The 25,325-nt window shown below is 58.2% G+C and carries 20 protein-coding genes and 1 pseudogene; 17 read left to right on the top strand and 4 right to left on the bottom strand.

Going from position 1 to position 25,325, the window contains the following annotated elements; translation table 11 throughout:
- Window positions 1-2 precede the first annotated feature (2 nt).
- The 12 genes from pbpC to ACUTSW_RS20875 all read left to right on the top strand — a co-directional run bounded on the left by pbpC (window position 3) and on the right by ACUTSW_RS20875 (window position 13,537).
- Window positions 3-2,327, top strand: coding sequence for a peptidoglycan glycosyltransferase PbpC (pbpC, locus tag ACUTSW_RS20820; RefSeq protein ID WP_445585252.1), 2,325 nt, complete (start codon window positions 3-5; stop codon window positions 2,325-2,327).
- 182 nt (window positions 2,328-2,509) lie between these two features.
- On the top strand, window positions 2,510-2,935 hold the full coding sequence (gene ndk / locus ACUTSW_RS20825) for a nucleoside-diphosphate kinase (RefSeq protein ID WP_004952077.1): 426 nt from the start codon (window positions 2,510-2,512) through the stop codon (window positions 2,933-2,935).
- A gap of 279 nt (window positions 2,936-3,214) precedes the next feature.
- A complete protein-coding gene (locus tag ACUTSW_RS20830) occupies window positions 3,215-4,411 on the top strand; it encodes a bifunctional tRNA (adenosine(37)-C2)-methyltransferase TrmG/ribosomal RNA large subunit methyltransferase RlmN (protein WP_004952075.1) in 1,197 nt (398 codons plus the stop codon).
- An 87-nt stretch (window positions 4,412-4,498) separates the two neighbouring features.
- The gene (gene pilW, locus ACUTSW_RS20835) at window positions 4,499-5,245 is read left to right on the top strand and encodes a type IV pilus biogenesis/stability protein PilW (RefSeq protein ID WP_006327320.1); all 747 of its coding nucleotides are present in this window, start codon (window positions 4,499-4,501) and stop codon (window positions 5,243-5,245) included.
- Window positions 5,235-6,218, top strand: a complete 984-nt coding sequence (gene rodZ / locus ACUTSW_RS20840; RefSeq protein ID WP_445585253.1) for a cytoskeleton protein RodZ — start codon at window positions 5,235-5,237, stop codon at window positions 6,216-6,218. The genes pilW and rodZ overlap by 11 nt, the downstream gene beginning before the upstream one ends.
- A 46-nt stretch (window positions 6,219-6,264) precedes the next feature.
- Complete coding sequence (gene ispG, locus ACUTSW_RS20845) at window positions 6,265-7,386, top strand: flavodoxin-dependent (E)-4-hydroxy-3-methylbut-2-enyl-diphosphate synthase (protein WP_004952070.1); 1,122 nt, start codon at window positions 6,265-6,267, stop codon at window positions 7,384-7,386.
- 139 nt (window positions 7,387-7,525) lie between these two features.
- The gene (gene hisS, locus ACUTSW_RS20850) at window positions 7,526-8,800 is read left to right on the top strand and encodes a histidine--tRNA ligase (protein WP_004952068.1); all 1,275 of its coding nucleotides are present in this window, start codon (window positions 7,526-7,528) and stop codon (window positions 8,798-8,800) included.
- A gap of 13 nt (window positions 8,801-8,813) precedes the next feature.
- Window positions 8,814-9,434 carry a YfgM family protein gene (locus tag ACUTSW_RS20855; RefSeq protein WP_445585254.1) on the top strand — a complete coding sequence of 207 codons (621 nt, stop codon included), beginning with the start codon at window positions 8,814-8,816 and terminating at the stop codon, window positions 9,432-9,434.
- 11 nt (window positions 9,435-9,445) lie between these two features.
- Window positions 9,446-10,627 carry an outer membrane protein assembly factor BamB gene (bamB, locus tag ACUTSW_RS20860; protein WP_004952064.1) on the top strand — a complete coding sequence of 394 codons (1,182 nt, stop codon included), beginning with the start codon at window positions 9,446-9,448 and terminating at the stop codon, window positions 10,625-10,627.
- Window positions 10,628-10,760: 133 nt separating this feature from the next.
- On the top strand, window positions 10,761-12,242 hold the full coding sequence (der, locus tag ACUTSW_RS20865; RefSeq protein ID WP_004952062.1) for a ribosome biogenesis GTPase Der: 1,482 nt from the start codon (window positions 10,761-10,763) through the stop codon (window positions 12,240-12,242).
- A 97-nt stretch (window positions 12,243-12,339) separates the two neighbouring features.
- Complete coding sequence (locus tag ACUTSW_RS20870; RefSeq protein ID WP_004952059.1) at window positions 12,340-13,296, top strand: AEC family transporter; 957 nt, start codon at window positions 12,340-12,342, stop codon at window positions 13,294-13,296.
- A 19-nt stretch (window positions 13,297-13,315) separates the two neighbouring features.
- Entirely contained in the window at window positions 13,316-13,537 is a 222-nt protein-coding gene (locus ACUTSW_RS20875; RefSeq protein ID WP_062868286.1) for a zinc ribbon domain-containing protein, read from the top strand.
- A gap of 4 nt (window positions 13,538-13,541) precedes the next feature.
- Here ACUTSW_RS20875 and ACUTSW_RS20880 read toward each other — a convergent pair whose 3' ends face one another.
- Genes ACUTSW_RS20880 through ACUTSW_RS20890 form a run of 3 tightly spaced genes read right to left on the bottom strand, consistent with a single transcriptional unit; the run spans window position 13,542 to window position 16,051 of the window.
- On the bottom strand, window positions 13,542-13,883 hold the full coding sequence (locus tag ACUTSW_RS20880; protein ID WP_004952056.1) for a protealysin inhibitor emfourin: 342 nt from the start codon (window positions 13,881-13,883) through the stop codon (window positions 13,542-13,544).
- A complete protein-coding gene (locus ACUTSW_RS20885) occupies window positions 13,883-14,908 on the bottom strand; it encodes a M4 family metallopeptidase (protein ID WP_445585255.1) in 1,026 nt (341 codons plus the stop codon). The genes ACUTSW_RS20880 and ACUTSW_RS20885 overlap by 1 nt, the downstream gene beginning before the upstream one ends.
- A gap of 60 nt (window positions 14,909-14,968) precedes the next feature.
- A complete protein-coding gene (locus ACUTSW_RS20890; protein WP_062868284.1) occupies window positions 14,969-16,051 on the bottom strand; it encodes a LacI family DNA-binding transcriptional regulator in 1,083 nt (360 codons plus the stop codon).
- Between the two features lie 365 nt (window positions 16,052-16,416).
- Here ACUTSW_RS20890 and ACUTSW_RS20895 point away from each other — a divergent pair, with 365 nt between their 5' ends.
- Together ACUTSW_RS20895 and ACUTSW_RS20900 are read left to right on the top strand one after the other, a co-directional pair.
- Window positions 16,417-17,724: an MFS transporter gene (locus ACUTSW_RS20895; protein WP_445585256.1), complete on the top strand. Its 1,308-nt coding sequence runs from the start codon at window positions 16,417-16,419 to the stop codon at window positions 17,722-17,724.
- A gap of 11 nt (window positions 17,725-17,735) precedes the next feature.
- On the top strand, window positions 17,736-20,102 hold the full coding sequence (locus ACUTSW_RS20900; RefSeq protein ID WP_445585257.1) for a glycoside hydrolase family 31 protein: 2,367 nt from the start codon (window positions 17,736-17,738) through the stop codon (window positions 20,100-20,102).
- Between the two features lie 9 nt (window positions 20,103-20,111).
- Here the strand turns inward: ACUTSW_RS20900 and xseA are convergent, their stop codons facing one another.
- The gene (gene xseA, locus ACUTSW_RS20905) at window positions 20,112-21,497 is read right to left on the bottom strand and encodes an exodeoxyribonuclease VII large subunit (protein ID WP_445585258.1); all 1,386 of its coding nucleotides are present in this window, start codon (window positions 21,495-21,497) and stop codon (window positions 20,112-20,114) included.
- Between the two features lie 170 nt (window positions 21,498-21,667).
- On the opposite strand from xseA, the gene guaB reads away from it, so the two are divergent.
- The 3 genes and pseudogenes from guaB to ACUTSW_RS20920 form a co-directional block, all read left to right on the top strand.
- Entirely contained in the window at window positions 21,668-23,131 is a 1,464-nt protein-coding gene (guaB, locus tag ACUTSW_RS20910) for an IMP dehydrogenase (protein WP_004952045.1), read from the top strand.
- 103 nt (window positions 23,132-23,234) lie between these two features.
- A complete protein-coding gene (gene guaA, locus ACUTSW_RS20915; protein ID WP_445585259.1) occupies window positions 23,235-24,812 on the top strand; it encodes a glutamine-hydrolyzing GMP synthase in 1,578 nt (525 codons plus the stop codon).
- Between the two features lie 194 nt (window positions 24,813-25,006).
- A pseudogene (locus tag ACUTSW_RS20920) lies at window positions 25,007-25,289 on the top strand (IS3 family transposase); the annotation flags it as partial.
- Between the last annotated feature and the right edge of the window lie 36 nt (window positions 25,290-25,325).

Here is a 25,325-nt window from a genome sequence, read left to right on the forward strand (position 1 = left end):
TTATGACTCTCTTCCTCGCCCATTTGCGCCGCCGCGGGCTAATTTGGCTGCTGGTGATTTTACTGCCGCCCGCTTTGCTGTGGCTGGCGGACCGGCTGTGGCCGTTGCCGCTGAAAGATGCCGAGATGGCCCGAGTGGTGGTGGCGGAAGACGGCACGCCGCTGTGGCGCTATGCCGACGGCGACGGCGTGTGGCGTTATCCGGTGACGTTGCAGCAGGTGTCACCCTATTATCTGCAAGCGTTGCTGACCTATGAGGACCGCTGGTTTTATCGGCATCCCGGTATCAACCCGCTGGCGCTGGCTCGCGCCGCCTGGCAGGACCTGCGCAATGGGCAGATTGTTTCCGGCGGCAGTACGTTGTCGATGCAGGTGGCGCGCCTTATCGATCCCCATCCGCGTACGCTGGGTGGCAAATTACGGCAGGTGTGGCGTACCGCACAGCTGGAATGGCATTTATCTAAGGATCAAATTCTCGAAATCTACCTTAACCGGGCACCCTATGGCGGCACGTTGCAGGGGATTGGCGCGGCAAGCTGGACCTATCTGGGCAAACCGCCTTCGGCACTCACGCGTGGAGAAGCGGCCTTGCTGGCGGTATTGCCGCAAGCGCCCAGCCGTTTGCGGCCGGATCGTTATCCGGAACGGGCGCAGGCCGCACGGGACAAGGTGCTGGAGCGGCTGGCGTATTACCGCGTTTGGCCGGTGCGGCAGGTGAATGAAATTCGTCAGGAAGCCTTGTGGCTGGCACCGCGTCAGGTGCCGCAGCTAGCGCCGTTGCTGGCGTGGCGCATGACGCAGGGTAACCGTAGCCAGGTCGTAACGACCACGCTGGACGCCACGTTACAGCGGCGGCTTGAAGAACTGGCGCGCGGTTGGAAGAGCCAATTGCCGGAAAAAACCTCGGTTGGCGTGCTGGTGGTCGATCACACCAACATGAAGGTGCGAGCCTACCTGGGGTCGTTGGATTTTAATGACAATGGCCGTTTTGGTCATGTTGATATGGTGGCGGCATGGCGTTCGCCGGGCTCGACGCTCAAACCCTTTTTGTATGGGCTGGCGCTGGACGATGGGCTAATCCACGCTGAATCGCTGTTGCAGGATGTGCCGCGTCGCTTCGGCGATTACCGGCCCGGCAATTTTGATACCGGCTTTCACGGCCCGGTCAGCGCCAGCGAGGCACTGTCGCGCTCGCTCAATCTGCCGGCGGTGCAGCTGCTGGAGGCTTACGGTCCAAAACGCTTTGCCGCCAATTTACGCAACGTGGGCGTGGAACTGCGGTTGCCGGCCCACGCCGAACCGAGCCTGGCGTTGATTCTGGGCGGAGCCGGCGCGCGGTTGGATCAGTTGGTCGCCGGGTTCAGTGCATTGGCCCGGCAAGGCAAAGTGGCGCCGCTGCGTTTTACGCCTCGGCAAGGGCTTTACGATCGCCAGTTGTTGTCGCCGGGCGCAGCCTGGATTGTGCGGCGCATATTGGCGGGAGAAGCGCGCCCGTTACCGGATGACGTGCTGCCTGCCAGCGTGCCGCTGGCGTGGAAAACCGGCACCAGTTACGGCTACCGCGATGCTTGGGCGATTGGCGTTAACGCCCGTTACACGCTGGGTATATGGGTTGGGCGACCGGACGGCACGCCGGTGGCCGGGCAGTTCGGTTTCGCCACGGCGGTACCGCTGCTAAACCAGGTCAATAATTTGCTGCTGACTTCTTTGCGCCAGCGCGGGCAAGGGATCCCGATCGATCCGCGCCCGGCGAGCGTCAGCCGCGCGGAGATCTGCTGGCCCGGTGGGCAGCCGCTTGCCGCCGGGGACAGTAACTGTCGCCAGCGGCGCCTGAGCTGGATCCTCGACGGAACCCTGCCGCCGACGCTGTCTGCACCGGGCCAGGAAAGCGCGTTGGGTAGCCAACCCCTGGTGTGGCTGAACGCTCGCGGGCTGCGCGTGGCGGCGGATTGCCCGGGGGCGGTGGCGCATCGTTTGGCGCTGTGGCCAACGCCGCTGGAGCCGTGGTTGCCGCCGGCGGAACGCCGCGCCCAACGTTTGCCGGCCGTCGATCCGCTGTGCCCGCCTTTGCCACAACAAGAGGCGCCGCCGCTGCTGATGCTGGGCATACGCGACGGTGCGATACTGCGCCGCCTGCCGGGTAAAAACGCGCTTGATTTGCGGGTTAGCGCCCAGGGAGGCAGCGGGCAGCGCTGGTGGTTCCTGAACGGCCAGTTGGTGGGGGAAGGGGAGTCGCTGTTGCAGACGCTGACGCAGCCGGGCCGCTACCAGCTCAGCCTGCTGGATGAGAGTGGCCAGGTGGCGCTACGCGGTTTTAGCCTCGATTAAGCCGGTTTTTCACCTTCGGCCTGCAGGGCGCACAGTGAAGAATGAAGATAATAATTTTTAATGAAATGTTGATTTTCCCGTAGGCAAGCGTTAACGGCGCACATATAATCTGCGCCACTTAAGAAGGCCGGCACGCGTTTAACTGCAGACCGGTCAGTTTTGTAAGCCATACAGAGGCCATCATGACCGTAGAACGTACCTTTTCCATTATCAAACCAAATGCTGTAGCCAATAACGACATCGGCGCAATCTATGCTCGTTTCGAGCGTGCCGGTTTCAAAATCATCGCATCCAAAATGCTGCGTCTGACTCGCGAACAAGCCGAAGGCTTCTACGCTGAGCACAAAGGCCGCCCATTCTTCGACGGTCTGGTTGAGTTCATGACTTCAGGCCCAATCGTGGTTCAGGTTCTGGAAGCTGAAAACGCAGTACAGCGCAACCGTGACATCATGGGCGCAACCAACCCGGACAACGCACTGGCAGGCACCCTGCGTGCTGACTACGCGGACAGCTTCACGGCCAACGCCGTGCACGGTTCTGACGCAGTAGAATCTGCCCAGCGCGAAATCGCTTACTTCTTCAACGAAAGCGAAATCTGCCCACGCTAATACCGGCTGTCTTTCAATCCGCAGCATGTTGGCTGCAACTTGAAATCCATAAGGTATTCTGTGTTGTGGGTTGCAGAGGCTCGATGAGCATTCACCGGCTGAAACAATAAAAATGCCCTGAATGCCTTTCAGTCGTGGCAACCCGCTACTAAAATTTGTACAATGCCGCGCCCCTGATGAGTCGTCTTGTCAGGGGCGCGTTTTTCAGTGCGATTTAAACGCACACTTACTTTCCATTCTTTAGCGCCATAACGTGTAACAACGAGGCCAGAGATCATCATGTTAGAACCCATCACGTCCGAGCACATCGTGTCTGAAAATAATTCGCTGACTACTCAATCCGTTAACGCGGAAACCCCGGCTGCGGCCAAAATTAACCTGCTGGATTTGAACCGTCAGCAAATGCGTGAATTCTTCGCCAAAATGGGCGAAAAACCTTTCCGCGCCGATCAGGTCATGAAGTGGATATACCACTATTGCTGCGATGATTTTGAGCAGATGACCGATATTAACAAGGTACTGCGCAACAAACTGCAGAGCGTCGCCGAAATTCGCGCGCCGGAAGTGGCAGAAGAACAGCGTTCAGCCGATGGCACCATTAAATGGGCGATCACGGTAGGCGATCAGCAGGTCGAAACCGTGTTCATTCCGGACGGCGATCGCGCGACCCTGTGCGTGTCATCCCAGGTGGGTTGTGCGCTGGAGTGCAAATTCTGTTCGACCGCTCAGCAGGGCTTTAACCGTAACCTGCGCGTGTCGGAAATCATCGGCCAGGTGTGGCGCGCGGCGAAAATCATCGGCGCACTGAAAGTCACCGGCGAACGCCCGATCACCAACGTGGTGATGATGGGCATGGGGGAGCCGCTGCTCAACCTGAACAACGTCGTGCCGGCGATGGAAATCATGCTGGACGACTTCGGTTTCGGCTTGTCCAAACGCCGCGTTACCCTGTCTACTTCCGGCGTCGTGCCGGCGCTGGACAAATTGGGCGATATGATTGACGTTGCGCTGGCGATCTCGCTGCACGCGCCGAACGACAAGATCCGCGATGAAATCGTGCCGATCAACCGCAAATACAATATCGAGACCTTCCTGGCTGCGGTACGCCGCTACCTGGAAAAATCCAACGCCAATCAGGGCCGGGTTACGGTCGAGTACGTGATGCTGGATCATATCAACGACAGCACCGACGATGCGCACCAGTTGGCGGAGGTTCTGAAAGACACGCCATGCAAGATCAACCTGATCCCATGGAACCCGTTCCCGGGGGCGCCGTATGGCCGCAGCTCCAACAGCCGCGTGGATCGTTTTTCCAAAGTGTTGATGGAATACGGCTTTACGACTATTGTTCGTAAAACCCGTGGTGATGATATCGATGCCGCCTGCGGGCAACTGGCAGGTGAAGTGATCGACCGTACCAAGCGTACCCTGAAAAAGAAAATGGCCGGGGAACCTATCAACGTGCGTGCGGTCTGAATCCTATAGCATGATTTTTTTGTTATCTAACAGTCTGTTATGTGAATAGACACCAAGATGACATCAGATAAGGAAATGAATGCGGGCATGAAGCTGAATCTGTGGGGCATGGTGCTGGCGGCCGGTTTACTGGCCGGCTGTTCCGGTTCGTCACCGGAAAAAGACGCGCAACCTGAAGCGGGCCAGACGCGTTTGCAACTGGGGCTGGAATATCTTAAGCAGGGCGATTTGAACGCCGCTCGGCAGAATCTGGAAAAAGCGGCGGACGCTGCCCCACAGGATTACCGTACCCAATTGGGCATGGCGCTTTACGAGCAGCGGATTGGCGAGAATGGCGCGGCTGAACAACGTTATCAGCAGGCGCTCAAACTTGCGCCAAACAATGGCACCGTGCTGAATAATTACGGTGCGTTTCTCTGCAGTTTAGGGCAGTATGTACCGGCACAACAGCAGTTTAGCGCCGCGGCACTGGCACCGGATTATGGTCAGGTTGCCGACAGCCTGGAAAACGCAGGTTACTGTTTTCTCAAGGCCGGACAGAACGATGAAGCGCGCACCTTGTTAACGCGCGCCCTGAAGGTCGATCCGGACAAAGGCACTCCACTTTTGGTGGAGGCAGAAAAGCAATTTGGAGAAGGGAAGCGCGCTCAGTCGCAACTTTTATTGGATAGTTATCAACATGTTCTGCCGGCCAGTGCCGACAGCTTATGGTTACAGATTCGTTTCGCCGCGTTAGCAGGTCGCCAGGATAGCGTTCAACGCTATGGCAAGCAGCTAGCGCGAAGTTTTCCACAATCCAAACAGTACCAGCAGTTCTTAGCTAATGAATACTGAAGCCTCCCAAGATAAAACCGTATCCATGACGACAGGCCAACGTCTGCGTCAAGCCCGTGAAGAACTCGGGTTGAGTCAACAGGCCGTTGCAGAACGCCTGTGCCTCAAAATGTCTACCGTGCGCGACATAGAAGAAGACAGTCTCTCCGCAGACCTTGCTTCGACCTTCGTGCGTGGTTATATCCGTTCTTACGCCAAGCTGGTGCGTTTGCCGGAAGATGAGCTGCTGCCGATGTTGGCCAAGCAGGCTCCGCTGAAGGTGGCAAAAGTCGCTCCCATGCAGAGCTTCTCGTTAGGCAAGCGTCGCAAAAAACGCGACGGCTGGCTGATGAGCTTCACCTGGCTGATTGTTTTCGTGGTAGTCGGTCTGACCGGCGCCTGGTGGTGGCAAAACCACAAGGCGCAGCAGGATGAGATCGCCACCATGGCGGATCAATCTTCCGCCCAGCTTTCGCAAAACAATGAAGGCCAATCCGTGCCGTTGACCGACAGCAATGCCGACAACAGCGCACCTTTGGCTGACAATGGTTCAACGCCGGTAGATACCGGCGTTGCGCCTGCGCAACAGGCAGCACCGGCTCCGGCCGCAACCGGCAGTGAAACCGCGCAGCAACCTGCGGTGGTTTCGCCAAGCCAGGCTCCGCTCCCAGAGACGACGCCTGCGGCTCCGACGGCGCAAGCTCCGCTGCCGACCGGCGAAGCAGGCCTGGCTGCACCGGCCGAAGATCCTAACGCGCTGGTGATGAACTTCTCCTCCGACTGTTGGTTGCAGGTAAGCGACGCCAGCGGCAAGACGTTGTTCAGCGGCACCCAAAAGAGCGGCGGCAAGCTGAACCTGGCAGGCACCGCGCCGTATAAACTGACTATTGGCGCACCGGCCGCAGTACAGATTCAATATCAAGGTAAGCCGGTGGATTTAAGCCGGTTTGTTAAATCAAACCGTGTTGCTCGTCTGACCGTTGCCGCGCAGTAATTGCGCGGCCATTGTCTGAAGCCAGAGCAACAATGGAGAGTAAGTAATGCATAACCAAGCGCCCATCAACCGTCGAAAATCAACGCGAATTTACGTCGGCAAGGTGCCTATTGGTGATGGCGCGCCGATTGCCGTGCAGTCGATGACCAACACCCGTACCACCGATGTTGAAGCAACGGTTAATCAGATCAAAGCGCTGGAGCGCGTGGGCGTAGATATTGTCCGCGTTTCAGTTCCCACCATGGACGCCGCCGAGGCGTTCAAGCTGATCAAGCAGCAGGTTAACGTGCCGCTGGTCGCCGATATCCACTTCGATTACCGCATTGCGTTGCAGGTTGCCGAGTACGGCGTGGATTGCCTGCGTATCAACCCGGGCAATATCGGCAACGAGTCGCGTATCCGCTCAGTCGTGGACTGCGCGCGCGATAAAAACATCCCGATTCGTATTGGGGTGAACGGCGGCTCGCTGGAAAAAGACATTCAGGAAAAATACGGCGAACCTACGCCGGAAGCGCTGCTCGAATCGGCGATGCGCCATGTTGATATCCTCGATCGCCTCAACTTCGATCAGTTCAAGGTCAGCGTCAAAGCCTCCGACGTATTCCTGGCGGTGCAATCTTATCGCCTGTTGGCCGCGCGTATCGATCAACCGTTGCATTTGGGCATCACCGAAGCTGGCGGCATGCGCAGCGGTTCGGTGAAATCGGCGATTGGCCTGGGGCTGCTGCTGTCGGAAGGCATCGGCGATACCCTGCGTATTTCGCTGGCGGCCGATCCGGTGGAAGAAGTGAAAGTCGGTTTCGATATTCTGAAATCGCTGCGCATTCGCGCGCGCGGCATTAACTTCATCGCCTGCCCGACCTGTTCGCGTCAGGAGTTTGACGTGATAGGTACGGTGAACGCGCTTGAACAACGCCTGGAAGACATCATCACGCCGATGGACATCTCGATTATCGGTTGTGTGGTCAACGGGCCGGGCGAAGCGCTGGTTTCCACGCTGGGCGTGACCGGTGGCCATAACAAGAGCGGTTTTTACGAAGACGGCGTGCGCCAGAAAGAGCGTTTTGACAACGAGCAGATGATTGACCAACTGGAGGCGAAGATTCGCGCCAAGGCGTCGATGATGGATGAAAGCAATCGCATCTCGGTCAATCTGCTGGAAAAATAAGCGTTATCGCTACATGGCGGGCTGATTAGCCCGCTTGTTTATGAACCCGGGAGGCAGAAAGCGGCACCCGCGTTGAATACGGGGCGGCAAAGTCCCTATAATCGGGTTCATTTTTATAGACAACGGACAGAGAAATCACGTGGCAAAGAACATTCAAGCCATTCGCGGCATGAACGACTACCTGCCGGAAGATACGGCATTATGGCAGCGTATTGAAGGCACACTGAAGCAGGTGCTGGGCAGCTACGGTTACAGCGAAATCCGGTTGCCGATTGTAGAGCAGACCCCGTTATTCAAACGCGCGATCGGCGAAGTGACCGACGTCGTGGAAAAAGAGATGTATACCTTCGAGGATCGCAACGGCGAAAGCCTGACGCTGCGTCCGGAAGGGACGGCTGGCTGCGTTCGCGCCGGCATCGAACATGGTCTGCTGTACAATCAGGAACAGCGTCTGTGGTACATCGGCCCGATGTTCCGCTATGAGCGTCCGCAAAAAGGCCGCTATCGTCAGTTCAATCAGCTGGGTGTGGAAGTGTTCGGCCTGCAAGGCCCGGACATTGACGCCGAACTGATCCTGCTGACCGCCCGCTGGTGGAAAGCGCTGGGTATTTCCGAGCACGTGAATCTGGAGCTGAATTCAATCGGTTCTCTGGAAGCGCGCGCCAACTACCGCGATGCCCTGGTGGCGTTCCTGGAACAGCATAAAGACACGCTGGACGAAGATTGCAAACGCCGCATGTACAGCAACCCGCTGCGCGTACTGGACTCCAAAAATCCGGAAGTTCAGGCCTTGCTGAACGACGCACCGCGTCTGTCCGAGTATCTGGATGAAGAATCCAAAGCCCACTTCGACGGCCTGTGTGAACTTTTGTCTCAGGCAGGTATCCCATATACCATCAATGAACGCCTGGTGCGCGGTCTGGACTACTACAACCGTACGGTATTCGAATGGGTGACCACCAGTCTGGGCGCTCAGGGTACGGTGTGTGCAGGCGGCCGTTACGATGGCTTGGTCGAGCAACTGGGCGGGCGTGCGACGCCGGCGGTCGGTTTCGCGATGGGCCTGGAGCGTCTGGTATTGCTGGTTCAGGAAGTTAATCCGGATTTCAAAGCCCCGGCGACCATTGACGTGTACGTTATCTCCTCCGGTGCAGGCGCCCAAAGCGCGGCGATGCAGTTGGCAGAAAACGTGCGCGATGCAGCACCACAGCTGAAATTAATGACCAACTACGGCGGCGGCAACTTTAAGAAACAGATCACCCGTGCGGACAAATGGGGCGCGCGCGTCGCTTTGATCCTCGGTGAGAACGAAGTCGCGGCACAGCAGGTGGTGGTTAAGGACCTGCGCAGTGGTGAACAAGAAACGCTGGCGCAAAGCGAAGTCGCAGTGCGTCTGGCAACGATGTTAGGTTAAGGAGAAGGACACCGTGGAAGTCTATACCACTGAAAACGAACAAGTCGACGCCGTGCGTCGGTTCTTTGCCGAAAACGGCAAAGCGCTGGCGGTGGGGGTGGTGCTCGGAATTGGTGCCCTGGTCGGCTGGCGTTTCTGGCAGAACCACCAAAACTCCAACATGATGGCTGCGTCCCAATCCTATCAGGAAGCCAGCGATCGTCTGGCGGCCGGTAAGCCGGACGACGTGTCCGCTGCGGAGGCGTTCGCCAAGGCCAACAGCAATAGCTATGGCGTACTGGCCTCGCTGGAGTTGGCGAAACACTTTGTTGAGCAGAATGATTTCGCCAATGCAGAGCAACAGCTGGCGCTGGCTCAGGGCCAGACCAAAGACGATAACCTGTTGGCGATGGTTAGCCTGCGTCTGGCGCGTGTCCAGTTGCAGGAGAAAAAGCTGGATGAAGCGCTGAAAACGCTGGATGGCGTGAAAGGCGAAGGTTGGGCGGCGATGGCGCAAGATGCACGCGGTGACGCGTTGCTGGCCAAAGGCGACACCAAAGGTGCGCGTGAGGCTTACAGCAAAGGCATTGAGTCCAACGCTTCTCAGGCGCTGCAGGTTTTGCTGCGCATGAAATTGAATAACTTGTCCAGCTAAGGGGAATTCCCATGCAATTGCGTAAAACACTCTTGGTCGGACTGGTTTCCGTCGCCTTGCTGAGTGGTTGCTCGCTGTTTAACAGTGAAGAAGACGTGGTTACCATGTCGCCGCTGCCAAAAGTTGAAAATCAGTTCACGCCGAACAAGGCGTGGAGCACCTCGGTAGGTGACGGTATCGGTGAGTTTTATTCTCACCTGCGTCCCGCTTTCCAGGACAGCACACTGTATGCTGCCGACCGTCACGGTATCGTGAAAGCGTTGGACGCCGACAGCGGTGACGAAAAGTGGAAGGTCGATCTTTCCGAGAAAACCGGCTTCTTCTCCAGCAACCTGCCGGCATTGCTGTCAGGTGGCCTGGCGGTCGCGGGCGATAAAGTTTACGTCGGCAGTGAAAAGGCGGTGGTTTACGCGCTGAATACCGCAGACGGTAAAGTGGCGTGGCAGACCAAGGTGGCCGGCGAAGCGATTTCTCGCCCGGTCATCAGCGACGGCATGGTGCTGATCCATACCTCCAACGGTTTGCTGCAGGCGCTGAACGAATCTGATGGCGCGGTGAAGTGGACGGTTAACCTGGACATGCCATCGCTGTCACTGCGCGGTGAGTCTGCTCCGGCCGTTGCCTTCGGCGCGGCGATTGTCGGCGGTGATAACGGCCGCGTCAGCGCAGTGCTGATGCAGCAGGGCCAGTTGATCTGGCAACAGCGTATTTCCCAGCCGAGCGGCGCGACCGAGATCGATCGCCTGAACGATGTGGACACGACGCCGGTGATTGTTGAAGGCGTTGTCTACGCATTAGGTTACAATGGCAACCTGACGGCGCTGGATCTGCGTTCCGGCCAGATCATGTGGAAGCGTGAACTGGGTTCCGTGAACGACTTCATCGTGGACGCGGGCCGCATCTACCTGATCGATCAGAACGATCGCGTGGTAGCGCTGAGCACCGAAGGTGGCGTAACAGTGTGGACGCAGAGCGATCTGCTGCACCGCAACCTGACCCCGCCGGTGATGTATAATGGTTATCTGGTGACCGGGGATTCCGAAGGTTACCTGCACTGGATCAACACCACGGACGGCCGTTTTGTTGCCCAGCAGGAAGTGGATAGCTCCGGCTTCCTGTCTGCGCCGATGGTGGCTGGCGATAAGCTGGTTATTCAGGCCCGAGGCGGAAAAGTTTACGCTTTCACCCGCTAACGCTGCCGGTCATCGCACGGTTTGCAAACGGCTCCTGAGTGTTCAGGGGCCGTTTCGTATTTTTATAAGCTGCACTTCTGGTGTCTATCCATGGTGCAGTAACGCATTGATTATTAAGTAATGAGGCTTCACAATGATACCTGTCGTCGCGCTGGTTGGGCGCCCGAATGTGGGTAAATCCACCTTGTTTAACCGTTTAACACATACGCGCGATGCGCTGGTGGCGGATTTCCCCGGGCTAACGCGAGACCGCAAGTATGGTCGTGCCGAAGTTGAGGGTAATGAATTTATTATCGTCGATACCGGGGGCATTGACGGTACCGAAGACGGCGTTGAAACGCGCATGGCCGGCCAGTCGCTGTTGGCGATTGAAGAAGCGGACATCGTGCTGTTCATGGTCGACGCGCGTGCCGGCCTGATGCCGGCCGATCAGGGCATCGCCCAGCATCTGCGCAACCGTCAGAAAGCCACCTTCCTGGTCGCCAACAAAACCGACGGCATGGATCCGGACATGGCCACCGCCGATTTCTACTCGCTGGGCCTGGGCGACGTGCATGCGATTGCCGCTTCGCACGGCCGTGGCGTAGCGCAACTGATCGAGCACGTGCTGGTGCCGTTTGTCGGTGAAAAACCCGAAGAAGTCGAGCTGACCGAAGAAGAGGCGAACGCCGCTTACTGGGCTGAGCAGGAAGACGAAATCCCGGAAGACGAAGAGCCGGAAGACGACTTCAACCCGCAAGATTTGCCGATCAAGCTGGCGATCGTTGGCCGCCCTAACGTAGGTAAGTCCACACTGACTAACCGCATCCTCGGCGAGGAGCGTGTGGTGGTGTACGACATGCCGGGCACGACCCGCGACAGTATCTATATCCCGATGGTACGCGACGAGCGCGAATACGTGCTGATCGATACCGCCGGGGTGCGCAAACGCGGCAAGGTGACGGAAACCGTAGAAAAATTCTCGGTAATCAAAACCCTGCAGGCGATTGAAGACGCCAACGTAGTGCTGCTGGTGGTTGACGCGCGCGAAGGTATTTCCGATCAGGATCTCTCGCTGCTCGGCTTTATCCTCAATAGTGGGCGCTCACTGGTGATTGTGGTCAACAAGTGGGACGGCATGAGCGAAGAAGATCGCGAGCACGTGAAAGAGATGCTCGATCTGCGCCTGGGTTTTGTCGATTTCGCCCGCATTCACTTTATTTCAGCCCTGCATGGCAGCGGCGTTGGCAATCTGTTCGTATCGGTGCTGGAAGCCTACGAGTGTGCGACCCGTCGTGTGAACACCTCCATGCTGACCAAAATCATGCAGATGGCTGCCGAAGATCACCAGCCGCCGTTGGTGCGCGGCCGCCGCGTGAAGCTGAAATACGCTCACGCCGGGGGTTACAACCCACCGATCGTGGTGATCCACGGCAACCAGGTGAGCGATCTGGCCGACTCTTACAAACGCTATCTGATGAACTACTTCCGTCGTTCACTGAAGGTCATGGGTACGCCAATCCGCATCCAGTTCAAAGAGGGTGACAACCCGTTCGCCGGCAAGCGCAACTTGCTGACGCCGAACCAGATGCGTAAACGTAAACGCCTGATGAGCCACCTGAAGAAAAGCAAGTAATCTTCAAAAAGAGCGCGGTAGTCATACCGCGCTCTTTTTTATTGCCCCGAAGTCGTTCTATTATCTGCATATTGTCGCCGTCAGTTGAAGGAACACCATGTCTTGGGAAACCTGGAGTTTTGCGTTCAGCGTCACCGTACCTAATTTGTTAATGATGTTGTTGGGCGTATTGTTGCGCCACTGGCGGCTGATGGACGATCGTTTTATTGATGGCGCCACCCGGTTGGTGTTCAATCTGGCGCTGCCTTGCCTGCTGTTCTTCAGCATCGCCACCAGTCATCCGCAACTGTTGGGCAACCTGCCGTTGGTTCTCTACGGGGCGATCGGCACCATTGCCACTTTCCTGCTGCTGGAGGTGGCGGCGGTCTGGCTGGTTAAGGAGCCGCGTGAGCGGGGCGTGTTCGTGCAGGGCGGGTTCCGCGCCAATACCGCCATTGTCGGGCTGGCGTACGCCATGACTGCGTATGGCGACGAAGGGGTGGCGCTGGGTTCGCTGTACCTGACGGTCACGGTGATCCTGTTTAACGTGCTGTCGGTGATTACCCTGACGCGCAGCTTGCAGGGTGGGCATGGCAAGAAGATCAGCCGTTTGTCGCTGCTGCGCAGTATTGTCACCAATCCGCTGATTATCGGCCTGGTGTGCGGGCTGCTGTTCGCGCAAACCGGCCTGGCAATCCCGCAGGTGATCCGGCAGACCGGCAGCTATATCTCCGGGTTGTCGCTGCCGCTGGCGTTGTTGTGCACCGGCGCAAGCCTGGATCTGCGCGCCATGTTCCGTTCGTCCAACGTTGCTGCGCTGTCTTCTTCGGCCAAGCTGTTTCTGGTACCTGTACTGATGACGCTGGGCGGCTGGCTGTGGGGCTTTCACGGCGCGGCGCTGGGGATTATCTTCCTGTTTTCCGCCACGCCGACCGCCTCGGGCAGCTATGTCATGACGCGCGCCATGGGCGGCAACGCCACGCTGGCGGCGAATATTATTGCCATCACCACCGTCGGTTCGTTTTTTACCACCGCGCTGGGGATATACTTCTTGCGCTCGTGGGGCGTCATCTAATTCAGGTTCAGGAGTCAGTATGGAAGCGCACTGTCCGCAATGCGATCAAACGATGGAGTGGGTGAATGGTCACTACCATTGCGCCGCCTGCGAACGCGATTATCGGCAATTGGCCCATTGCCCGGACTGCGGGCAGCCGCTGCAGGAGCTGAAGGCCTGCGGCGCGGTGGATTACCTGTGTCAGAACGGCCACGGGCTGATATCCAAAAAGCGCGTGCTATTTGATTATCAGCCGTTGTAAGCGTTCACTCATCCACCTGACCGGTTTTCCACAAGTCCACCAGCGCCTGCGGCGCGCTGGTTTCCGGGATCAGCAAGACGATTTCACTGCACAGATTCTGGCTGTAATAGCTGATTTGCACGCGGAAGTAGCGCTGGTCGCCACAGCCGGGGGAACCCGGTTTTCCCTCTTCCTGCGCGTAGGGCAGCGTTTGATTCAATAACTGGCTCAGGCGTTGGCGTTGCTCCGGCGTAATATCGGCCAGCGCAATGCGCCGCTGGCCCGCCAGTTTGGGAATAAAGGCGAAGCCGCCTTCACGCGCCAGCTCAATGACCGTGTCCTGATTGAGCGACGGCAAGGGTTTCATTATTCCACCCCCACCTGATGCCAGGCTTGCTGCACTTTGTCCGCCACGGTGCGATCAAAACGTTGCTGTGCATGTTTTACCGTAGTACGGGCGAAGGTGGCGAAGTCGGCATCCTGCGGCAGCGCTTTGTCGCATAGCGTGTCATACCAGACGTAACCGGCTTTCTCCCAGGCGAAGCCGCCGAGTGCGGTGGCCGCCAGATAGAAGGCACGGTTGGGGATGCCGGAGTTGAGGTGCACGCCGCCGTTGTCCTCTTTGGTCTGAATGTAATTCTTCATGTCGGCCGGTTGCGGATCTTTACCCAGCAGCGGATCGTCGTAGGCGGTGCCGGGCGCAGACATCGAGCGCAGGCCCTTGCCGTTAATGCCCTTGGCCAGCAGGCCCGCGCCAATCAACCAGTCGGCCTTATCGGCGGTTTGCCGCAGGTGGAACTGCTTGACCAAGGAACCGAAGACGTCAGACATAGACTCATTCAGCGCACCGGCCTGTTGGAAGTAAATCAGCCCGGCTTCGCTTTCGGTTACGCCATGCGCCAGTTCATGGCCGACGACATCGATAGCGATGGTAAAACGGTTGAAGATCTCGCCGTCACCGTCGCCGAATACCATCTGCTGGCCATTCCAGAAGGCATTCTGATACTCATGGCCGTAGTGAACGCTGCCGGTCAGCGGCAGCCCTTTGTTGTCCAGCGAGTTGCGCTCAAACGCCTGCCAGAAGAAATCGTAGGTTACGCCGAGATAGTCATAGGCTTCGTCCACCGCCACGTCATGGTTGCTGGCCTGGCCCTCGTTGCGCACTTGCTTGCCGGGAAGCTGAGTGCCGTTTTGAGCGTCGTAGATATCGCGGATGACGTCGCCGCCGCTGGCGGTTTGCGCGCCGGGCGCACGCAGCGGCTTGTTGCCGAGCAGGCTTTGGACGTGGTTCAGGGTGTGCAATGCGCAGTCGCGCTGCGGTACGCTGCCGTGTTCAATAATCCTGCGCAGCATATAAGGGGGGATGACTGAACGTGCGGTCAGGGTCGGCATAATGGCTCTCCTTAAGCAAAATTACCCTCAATAAGTCAATATTCCACCACTAAGTGTAGTTCAGACATCGTAAAGACGATGATCGTGGGTGCTGACCGCCGGGCTGGTCTTGTGCGGGCTGATACGCTTGACCGAGGCGCGTACCGCCAGTTTTCCGTGCAGCAGCAGATTGCACGGCGGCGCATCGGCGCGCAGCATCCGGCGCTGCAACAGTTGGATCGCCTCATGCCCCAGTTCGTCTCGCGGCACATGCACCGAGGTGAGCGGCACATCATGAATTTCCGCCAGATTGAAACCGTCGGTGCTCATGACCGAGATATCCGTCGGTACGTTCAGCCCCAGTTTGTTCAATGCCTTGACCGCGCCGACCGCCATATAGTCGCCCCCGGCGAGAATAGCCGTCGGCAGTTGCGAACGCTGGCCGACCTGATTGATAAAGGTGGTCAACGCCTGCTCGGCTTCTTCGCTGCCAAAGCCGGAGGTGGTAACCAGATGGCGGCCTTCGTCAAAGGCGATGTTGTGCTGCGCATAGGCCTGCCTGATGCCCGCCAGCCGCAGCTCCATGGTGTGTCGGCGCAGGCATTGCAGGTTCAGAATATGGCTGTGGCCCTGTTGGATCAGATAATTGGCGGAGAATTCGCCGATCAACTGATGATCGGGGGAGACGCTGTCCAGCCTCATCTGACGATCGGTGCAGTTGATCAGCACGCAGGGCTTGTGCAGATCGGCGGCCAACTGGTGAATGTGTTCGTCGTCGATGCCGATAATCAGCGCCGCCTCGGTCTGCGGATCGCTCATTTTTTCCAGGAACAGCGCGCCGTCGCTGTGTTGCTCTTCGAGCCCGCAATAGCGGATGCGCACCTCATGCTCCGCCAGCGCGGCGGTGATCCCCTGGATCACCTTGTGATAAAAGATGTCGGTGCGCACGTCGAAGGCGCGCTGCGGGGCAAACACCATGACGTTGTTCAGCATCAGCCGGCCGTTGGACAGGCCTTGCAAGATGCCGTTCTGTTGGGCGCAGGCCAATACTTTGTGGCGCGCCTCGGCGCTGGTGTTGGCCTTGCCCGCGAGTACGCGTGAAACGGTGCTGATCGACAGCCCTGTTTGGCGGGCGATTTCCTGTATTTTCAGCTTTCCGTTCATTCTGTGATCTCCTTCAAATTTGCCGGTGAAAATATTTTCACCGCATTTTTTCAGCGTACTGTCTGGCTTGGGTCGCCATTATGGCGAGCTTTTAGGCTACCTATGAAAATTTTTGCAAAAAACCACGTTTCGCTCACGCTTCCGGCTGGCTAGTCTGCATTGGTACACCAATTTTATAGACTTATCAGTCCAATTTACCGACTGAATTATAAATAAAATGAAAATAAATCATGTGGTTGTGAGCGGTGTATGTGATTTTTCGTGATCGCTATCGCAAATTTTCGCAACCCATATCTTCGATACCAAAACGTGCCCTACCAAAAAGCGAGCTGTTTCACCGGGCAGCCGCCGTGGAGAGAAGACAGATGAGTGTTGAAATTAATCAGACGGTCGCGCACAGCGGTCGCCGCAAGTTTAAATCGCTGCGTTGGTGGATGCTGGCGCTGTTTCTGCTCGGCGTTACGGTCAACTACATTACCCGTAACTCGCTGGGTATCCTGGCGCCGGAGCTGAAAACCAGCCTGAACATGACCACCGAGCAATATTCCTGGGTGGTGGCGTCCTTCCAACTGGCCTATACGGTATTTCAGCCGATCTGCGGCTGGCTGATCGATGTTATCGGCCTGAAGATGGGCTTTTTGATCTGCGCCAGCATCTGGGCGGTGGTGTGCATGCTGCACGCCGGGGCGGGGAGCTGGGTTCAGTTGGCGATCCTGCGCTTCTTCATGGGCGGGGCGGAAGCGGCGGCCACGCCGGGCAACGCCAAGGCGATTTCCGACTGGTTCCCGAAAAAGGAACGGCCGGTTGCCGCCGGCTGGGCGGGCGTAGGTTTTTCTATCGGCGCCATGCTGGCCCCGCCAATCATCGTCATTGCCCACGTCTCTTTTGGCTGGCAGGGTGCCTTCTTGTTCTCCGGCGCGTTGGCGTTGGTCTGGGTGGTGCTGTGGTGGCTGTTCTACCACGAGCCGTTAAAGCACCCTAATCTGAGCCAAAAAGAGCTGGATCTGATCCGCGAAGATAACGAGCCGGTATTGCCGAGGCTGCCGTTTTTAAAATCATTGGCCATCTTGTGTAAAAACAAAAAGTTCTACGGCATCGCCATCCCGGCCTTTCTCGCCGAACCGGCCTGGGCGGTGTTCAGCTTCTGGGTGCCGCTGTATCTGGCCACCGAACGCGGCATGGATTTAAAGCACATCGCCATGTTTGCCTGGCTGCCGTTTTTGGCGGCAGATATCGGCAGCGTCGCCAGCGGTTATCTCACCACCCTGTACCGCAAATGGTTCGGTTGCAGCCGCGTCAACTCGGTGGTCGCCAGCTCGGTCACTGGCGCCTTCATGATGGTATCGCTGGCGTTCGTGGCGATCACCAAAGATCCCTATGTGGCGATCGCCTTGATCTCGATCGGCGGTTTCGGCCATCAGGTGATCTCCTGCATGCTCAGCGCGCTGGTGGTGGAGTCGTTCGATAAAAACCAGATGGCGACGGTCAACGGCATGCGTGGCTCCAGTGCCTGGATCGCCAGCTTCCTGTTTACGCTGCTGATCGGTGCGGTTTCCGACACCGTCGGCTTCAACCCGCTGTTTATCGCCATGGGCTTCTTCGATCTGATCGGCGCCGTGTTCCTGATTGCCTTGATCGCCGAACGCGGCGGTAAAAAAACACTGAATAGTTAAGTTGGATACCTATGAAAACGTTAAAAAAATGGACACTGGCAGGCGAGTATGCCGATCGCATTGAGCTGTTGGTCGACGAGCGCCACCTGTTCTGCCTGTACGTGCTGGAAGACAACCTGTTCCGCGTGCTGATCAAACGCAACGGCGAGCTGGCGCTGGACCGCACCTGGAGCATTGCGCCGCAGGCCGACGTGCCCTGGGAAGGGCGCGATCGCCTGAGCGTCGCCGGTTTTAGCCTGCCGGGTTATCAACTGCAACAGCATGAGGATCGGCTGGTGGTGACCAGCGCCGCGCTGCGCGTTACCCTGCATCAGCCGCTGTGGCTGGAGTGGGAGCACCGCAATGCCGCCGGTGAATGGCGGCCGCTGGCGGCCGACCGGCCAACCAGCGCCTATTTGCTCAATCCGCAGGGTGACGGCGTGGCGCACTACCAGCGCCGCTTTGCCGGCGAACGCTATTATGGCCTGGGCGAGAAGGCCGGCGATCTGGAGCGCAGCGGCCGCCGTTTCGAAATGCGCAATCTGGATGCGATGGGCTACAACGCCGCCAGCACCGATCCGCTGTACAAACATGTGCCCTTTACCATCACCCGCGGTGCAGAGGCCAGTTTCGGGCTGTTTTACGACAACCTGAGCAGCTGTTGGCTGGATTTGGGCAACGAGATCGACAACTACCATCTGGCCTACCGCCGCTATCAGGCCGAGGCGGGGGATCTCGATTATTACCTGTTCCTGGGGCCGCAGGTGCTGGACGTGACCAAAGCCTTTGTGCGCCTTACCGGCAAGACCCACTTCGGGCCGAAATGGAGCCTCGGGTACAGCGGTTCGACCATGCATTACACCGACGCGCCGGACGCTCAGCAGCAGTTGCAACAGTTCATCGCCTTGTGCAAGCAGCACGATATTCCCTGCGATTCGTTCCAGCTGTCTTCGGGTTACACCTCGATCGGCAACAAGCGCTACGTGTTCAACTGGAATTACGACAAGGTGCCGCAGCCGAAGCTACTGAGCCAGGCGTTCCACGCCGCCGGGCTGAAACTGGCGGCCAACATCAAACCCTGCCTGTTGCAGGATCATCCGCAGTACCGGCAGGCGGCGGAGCAGGGGCTGTTTATCCGCGATTCGGAAAGCGACCAGCCGGAGCGCTCCAGCTTTTGGGACGACGAAGGCTCGCACCTCGATTTCACCAATCCGGCGACGGTGCGTTGGTGGCAGCAGGGCGTCACTCAGCAACTGCTGGAGATGGGCATAGATTCAACCTGGAACGACAACAACGAATACGAAGTGTGGGACGCGGAAGCGCGTTGCCAGGGTTTTGGCCGGCCGATCGCCATCAAGCATATCCGCCCGGTCATGCCGTTGCTGATGATGCGCGCTTCGATGGAAGCCCAGCAGCGCTTCGCGCCCGAGCTGCGGCCATATCTGATCTCCCGTTCCGGCTGTGCCGGCATGCAGCGCTATGTGCAGACCTGGAGCGGCGACAACCGCACCAACTGGCAAACCCTGCGCTACAACATCCGCATGGGGTTGGGCATGAGCCTGTCCGGGTTGTATAACCTGGGGCACGACGTCGGCGGTTTTTCCGGCGACAAACCGGACGCCGAACTGCTGGTGCGTTGGGTGCAAAACGGCGTGATGCACCCGCGTTTCACCATTCACTCCTGGAATGACGACGCGGCGGTTAACGAGCCGTGGATGTATCCGGCCGCCACGCCGGCCGTCCGCGAGGCGATCAACCTGCGCTATCGTCTGATGCCCTATTTCTACACTCTGCTGTGGCAGGCCAGCGCCGACGACGAGCCGATGCTGCGGCCGACCTTCCTCGATCACGAGCATGACGAACGCACCCTGAAAGAAACCGACGATTTTATGATTGGCCGCGATTTGCTGGTGGCCAGCGTGGTGGAGCAGGGCCAGCGTGCGCGTTCGGTCTATCTGCCGGATAACGGCGAAGGTTGGTACTGCTTCCACAGCGGCCAGTGGTTCAGCGGTGGTCAGACGGTGGTGCTGGATGCGCCGCTGGAGCGTTTGCCGCTGTTGGTGCGCGCCGGGGCGGCGTTGCCGTTGTCATCTCGCTTGGCGCACGTTGACGTTGCCGCCGACGATCGGCGCGAGTTGCAACTGTACCCGTTTAAAGGCTGTGGCAGCGCTTCTGGGCTGTTGTTCGAAGACGACGGGGAAAGTTATGGCTGGCAGCAGGGCAACGCGCTGTGGCTGCGCTGGGAGATGTACAGCGATAATCGGCGCGTCATGCTGAACGTCACCACCGAAGGGCAGTTCAAACCGGCATGGCGAACGCTGACGGTCAGCCTGCCTGCCGGAGAAACGCGGGAACTGTGGATCAACGATGAGCCGGGCGAGAGTTTTACGCTGAAGTAACGGAAACAGCTATTCAGCCGCGTTAGCCGCGCGTTTTTTGCGCGGCTTCTTGGCCACAGTGATGGTTTTCACTTCGCTTTCCACCCAGCCATCCTGCAGGCGGGTTTTCAGCAGTTCGCCGACCTGGGCCTGTTTGGTGGTTTTCAGCACTTCGCCGCGCGGGGTTTGCGTCACGCTGTAGCCGCGCGCCAGCGTCGCCAACGGGCTGACCGCTTCGAGCTGGCTACAGGCCACGCCGAAACGCTGGCGGTAAGCATTGAGTTGGCGCTCCAGCGCCTGCTGCAAACGGTATTCCTGTTGCTGCACGCGTTGCTGATAGCGATGAATGCGCGCCTGCGGCTGTACCTGCGCTAAACGCTGTTGCACCCGATCGCTGCGGCGTGAAGACAGGCGCAGCTGGTTTTGCATGCCGTCTTCCAACCGGCGTTGCAGCTTGAACAACAGCGTTTGCTGGCGCGCCAGGCGCAGGTGCGGATGCTGCTGTTGCAAACGGTGGTTGATGCGGGTGAACTGCTGCTGACGCTGGGCCAGATAGTAATCCATCGCCATTTCCATCCGCTGCTGCTGGGATTGCAACTGACGCAGCAGCTCCAGCTGATTGCGGCTGACCAGTTCGGCGGCGGCGGAAGGGGTTGGCGCACGCAGGTCGGCGACAAAATCGGCAATAGTGACGTCGGTTTCATGGCCGACGGCGCTGACGATCGGAATGCGGCTGGCGAATATCGCCCGCGCTACGCGTTCGTCGTTAAAACTCCACAGGTCTTCCAGCGAGCCGCCGCCACGGCCGACGATCAGCACGTCGCATTCGTCGCGGCGGTTGGCCGTTTCGATGGCGCGCACGATCTGCAATGGCGCTTCCGCGCCCTGTACCGAGGTCGGGTAGATAACGATGGGCAGCGAAGGATCGCGCCGTTGCAGCACCTGCAGCACATCGTGCAGCGCCGCGCCGCTGGCGGAGGTGATCACCCCGACGCGTTTGGCCGGGCTGGGCAGCGGTTGTTTGAACTGTTGGTCGAACAGGCCTTCGGCGCTCAGACGCTGTTTCAGTTGATCGAATTGCTGTTGCAGCAGGCCGTCGCCGGCGGGTTGCATGCTTTCGGCAATCAGCTGATAGTCGCCGCGCGGTTCATACAGCGTGATGCTGGCGCGAACCAACACTTGCTGGCCGTTTTGCGGGCGGAAGGTGGTGCGGCGGTTGCTGTTGCGGAACATCGCACAACGCACCTGCGCGCGGTCGTCTTTCAGCGTGAAATACCAGTGGCCGGAAGCCGGTTGAGAGAAGTTGGAGATCTCGGCGGAGAGCCAAATCTGGCCCATTTCCATTTCCAGCAGCTGTCGAACCGTCTGATTCAGGCGGCTTACGGTAAAAATAGACGGCGAGACAGGTAGCGACATGTGACCCAGATCAAATTCCAAAACAACCACTTAATTGGTCGATACTACAGGGCTGAAAAAGGTAATCAAGAGTTTTTGTGAGAAAGTGCTGGAGGCAACCGATTACGCTCTGTATAATGCCGCGGCAATATTTTATCTTTTTCACAGCCCACTCTGGTGAGATATTGCCCATGCTACGTATCGCGAAAGAAGCACTAACGTTTGACGACGTTCTCCTGGTTCCAGCTCACTCTACGGTTCTGCCTAATACCGCTGAGCTCGGCACCCAATTGACCAAAACTATCCGCCTGAATATCCCTATGCTGTCCGCAGCCATGGATACCGTAACCGAAGCCGGCCTGGCCATTGCGCTGGCGCAGGAAGGCGGCCTGGGCTTCATTCACAAAAACATGTCTATCGAGCGTCAGGCTGAAGAAGTCCGCCGCGTGAAAAAACATGAAAGCGGCGTAGTGACCGACCCGCAAGCCGTAACCCCCTCCACCACGCTGAAAGAAGTGAAAGAACTGACCGCGCGTAACGGCTTTGCCGGCTACCCGGTAGTGACCGAAGAGAACGAACTGGTCGGTATCATCACCGGCCGTGACGTGCGCTTCGTGACCGATCTGAACCAGCCTGTTACCGCCGTGATGACGCCGAAAGAGCGCCTGGTCACGGTGAAAGAGGGTGAAGCGCGTGAAGTCGTGCTGCAAAGAATGCACGAAAAACGCGTTGAGAAAGCGCTGGTGGTGGACGACAACTTCCATCTGCTGGGCATGATCACCGTAAAAGACTTCCAGAAGGCGGAGCGCAAGCCAAACGCCTGTAAGGATGAGCATGGCCGCCTGCGCGTTGGTGCTGCGGTTGGCGCCGGTGCCGGCAACGAAGAGCGCGTTGACGCGCTGGTCGCTGCAGGCGTTGACGTACTCCTGATCGACTCCTCTCACGGCCATTCCGAAGGCGTATTGCAGCGCATTCGCGAAACCCGCGCCAAATACCCGGATCTGCAGATCGTTGGCGGCAACGTCGCTACGGCCTCCGGCGCCAAAGCGCTGGCTGACGCCGGCGTCAGCGCGGTGAAAGTGGGTATCGGCCCTGGCTCCATCTGTACCACCCGTATCGTGACCGGCGTTGGCGTACCGCAGATCACTGCTATCGCCGACGCGGTTGAAGCGCTGGAAGGCACCGGCATCCCGGTTATCGCCGACGGCGGCATCCGCTTCTCCGGCGACATCGCCAAAGCCATCGCGGCCGGCGCATCTTGCGTAATGGTCGGCTCCATGCTGGCGGGCACCGAAGAATCGCCGGGCGAAATCGAGCTGTACCAGGGCCGTTCGTTCAAATCCTACCGTGGTATGGGCTCGCTGGGCGCCATGTCCAAAGGCTCTTCCGACCGTTACTTCCAAACCGATAACGCCGCCGACAAACTGGTGCCGGAAGGTATCGAAGGCCGCGTGGCTTACAAAGGCATGCTGAAAGCGATCGTGCACCAGCAAATGGGCGGTCTGCGCTCTTGCATGGGCCTGACCGGTTGCGCCACCATCGACGATCTGCGCACCAAGGCTGAATTTGTGCGCATCAGCGGCGCCGGCATTCAGGAAAGCCACGTGCATGACGTGACCATCACTAAAGAGTCACCGAACTACCGCATGGGTTAATGCTTGACCCTCTCCTGCGGGAGAGGCCGGGGCGGGGGGCTTGGCTCCTCGCCCCGAAACCTTATTTTTCGCTCTTTTTCTCTGTTGCTGGAATTCGCCTCACATGACAAATAATATCCATAAGCATCGCATCCTTATTCTGGATTTTGGTTCGCAATACACCCAACTGGTAGCACGCCGCGTGCGCGAAATCGGCGTTTACTGTGAGCTGTGGGCCTGGGACGTTAGCGAAGAGCAAATCCGCGAATTCAATCCAAGCGGCATCATCCTTTCCGGCGGCCCGGAGAGCACCACCGAACATAACAGCCCGCGTGCGCCAGAATACGTGTTCACCGCCGGTGTGCCGGTACTGGGCGTATGCTACGGCATGCAGACCATGGCGATGCAACTGGGCGGCCATGTGCAGGGTTCCAACGAGCGTGAGTTCGGCTATGCGCAGGTGGAAGTGACCACCGACAGCGCGCTGGTTCGCGGCATCGAAGACGCCCTCAGCGCTGCCGGCAAACCGCTGCTGGACGTGTGGATGAGCCACGGCGACAAAGTGACCGCCATCCCTTCCGACTTCGTGACCGTCGCCAGCACCGATACCTGCCCGTTCGCCATTATGGCCAACGAAGAAAAACGCTTCTACGGCGTGCAGTTCCACCCGGAAGTGACCCACACCCGTCAGGGCCAGCGCATGCTGGAGCGTTTCGTGCTGGATATCTGCCAGTGTGAAGCCCTGTGGACGCCTGCGACCATCATCGAAGATGCGGTTGAGCGTATCCGCGAGCAAGTGGGCGAAGATCACGTGATCCTCGGCCTGTCCGGCGGCGTGGATTCTTCCGTTACCGCCATGCTGCTGCACCGCGCCATCGGCAAACGCCTGACCTGCGTGTTTGTCGACAACGGCCTGCTGCGCCTGAACGAAGCCGACCAGGTGCTGGAGATGTTCGGCGACCACTTCGGCCTGAACATCGTGCACGTCGCGGCGGAAGAACGCTTCCTGAGCGCGCTAGCCGGCGTTGACGAGCCAGAAGCCAAGCGCAAGATCATCGGCCGCGTATTCGTTGAAGTGTTCGACGAAGAAGCCTGCAAGCAAGACGAAGTGAAATGGCTGGCGCAAGGCACCATCTACCCGGACGTAATCGAATCCGCCGCTTCCGCCACCGGCAAAGCGCACGTGATCAAGTCGCACCACAACGTGGGCGGCCTGCCGAAAGAGATGAAGCTGGGCCTGGTCGAGCCGCTGAAAGAGCTGTTCAAAGACGAAGTGCGCAAAATCGGCCTGGAGCTGGGCCTGCCGTACGACATGCTGTACCGCCACCCGTTCCCGGGGCCAGGTCTGGGCGTGCGCGTGCTGGGCGAAGTGAAGAAAGAGTACTGCGATCTGCTGCGCCGTGCCGACGCCATCTTCATCGAAGAGCTGCATAAAGCCGATCTGTACAACAAGGTCAGCCAGGCGTTCACCGTATTCCTGCCGGTGCGTTCGGTCGGCGTGATGGGCGACGGCCGTAAATACGACTGGGTTGTTTCACTGCGCGCAGTGGAAACCATCGACTTTATGACCGCGCATTGGGCGCACCTGCCGTACGATTTCCTCGGCCGCGTCTCCAACCGCATCATCAACGAAGTGGACGGCATTTCCCGCGTAGTTTATGACATCAGCGGCAAGCCACCGGCTACGATTGAGTGGGAATAAACCTGCGACTGGCAATAGCTGGTACTGACAGGCAATAAAATGACTAAACCCGCGTAATTGCGGGTTTTTTTGTTTTTGTGATTGGTAAGTTTTGGCACCGCCAAACACCATTTTTTATGGCATAGTTATTGGTATTACAAGTGCCTGATACTAGATGGTCAATTCCACCTTTGATATCCCGAATTATCTGGACCCAGCAGATGCTGTGGCGTTATCGGATAAAGCAAAGCATGAGCCGTCGTGGCAACTGCCGGGAGCGTCAATGACTCCTATGGGGCAGTTCTCCAAGAATCTTAAAAACGAGTGGATACCCGTTAGTAGGGTATATGAATTTTAGCGAAGTCCATTACGCAATAACTGACTATATAGTTGGTATTACAGAACCTCCAACCGCATGCATATAGCGATGTACTACCATCTAACGAATCAGAGAAAAGGTTCAGGCAAAACTCTAACGCAGTAGCCAGTTTTAGCTGAGCACTGCGACAGATTGAAGTTGCTTAGTTTGTAGCA

This window comes from Serratia sp. TSA_198.1 (genome assembly GCF_052686505.1).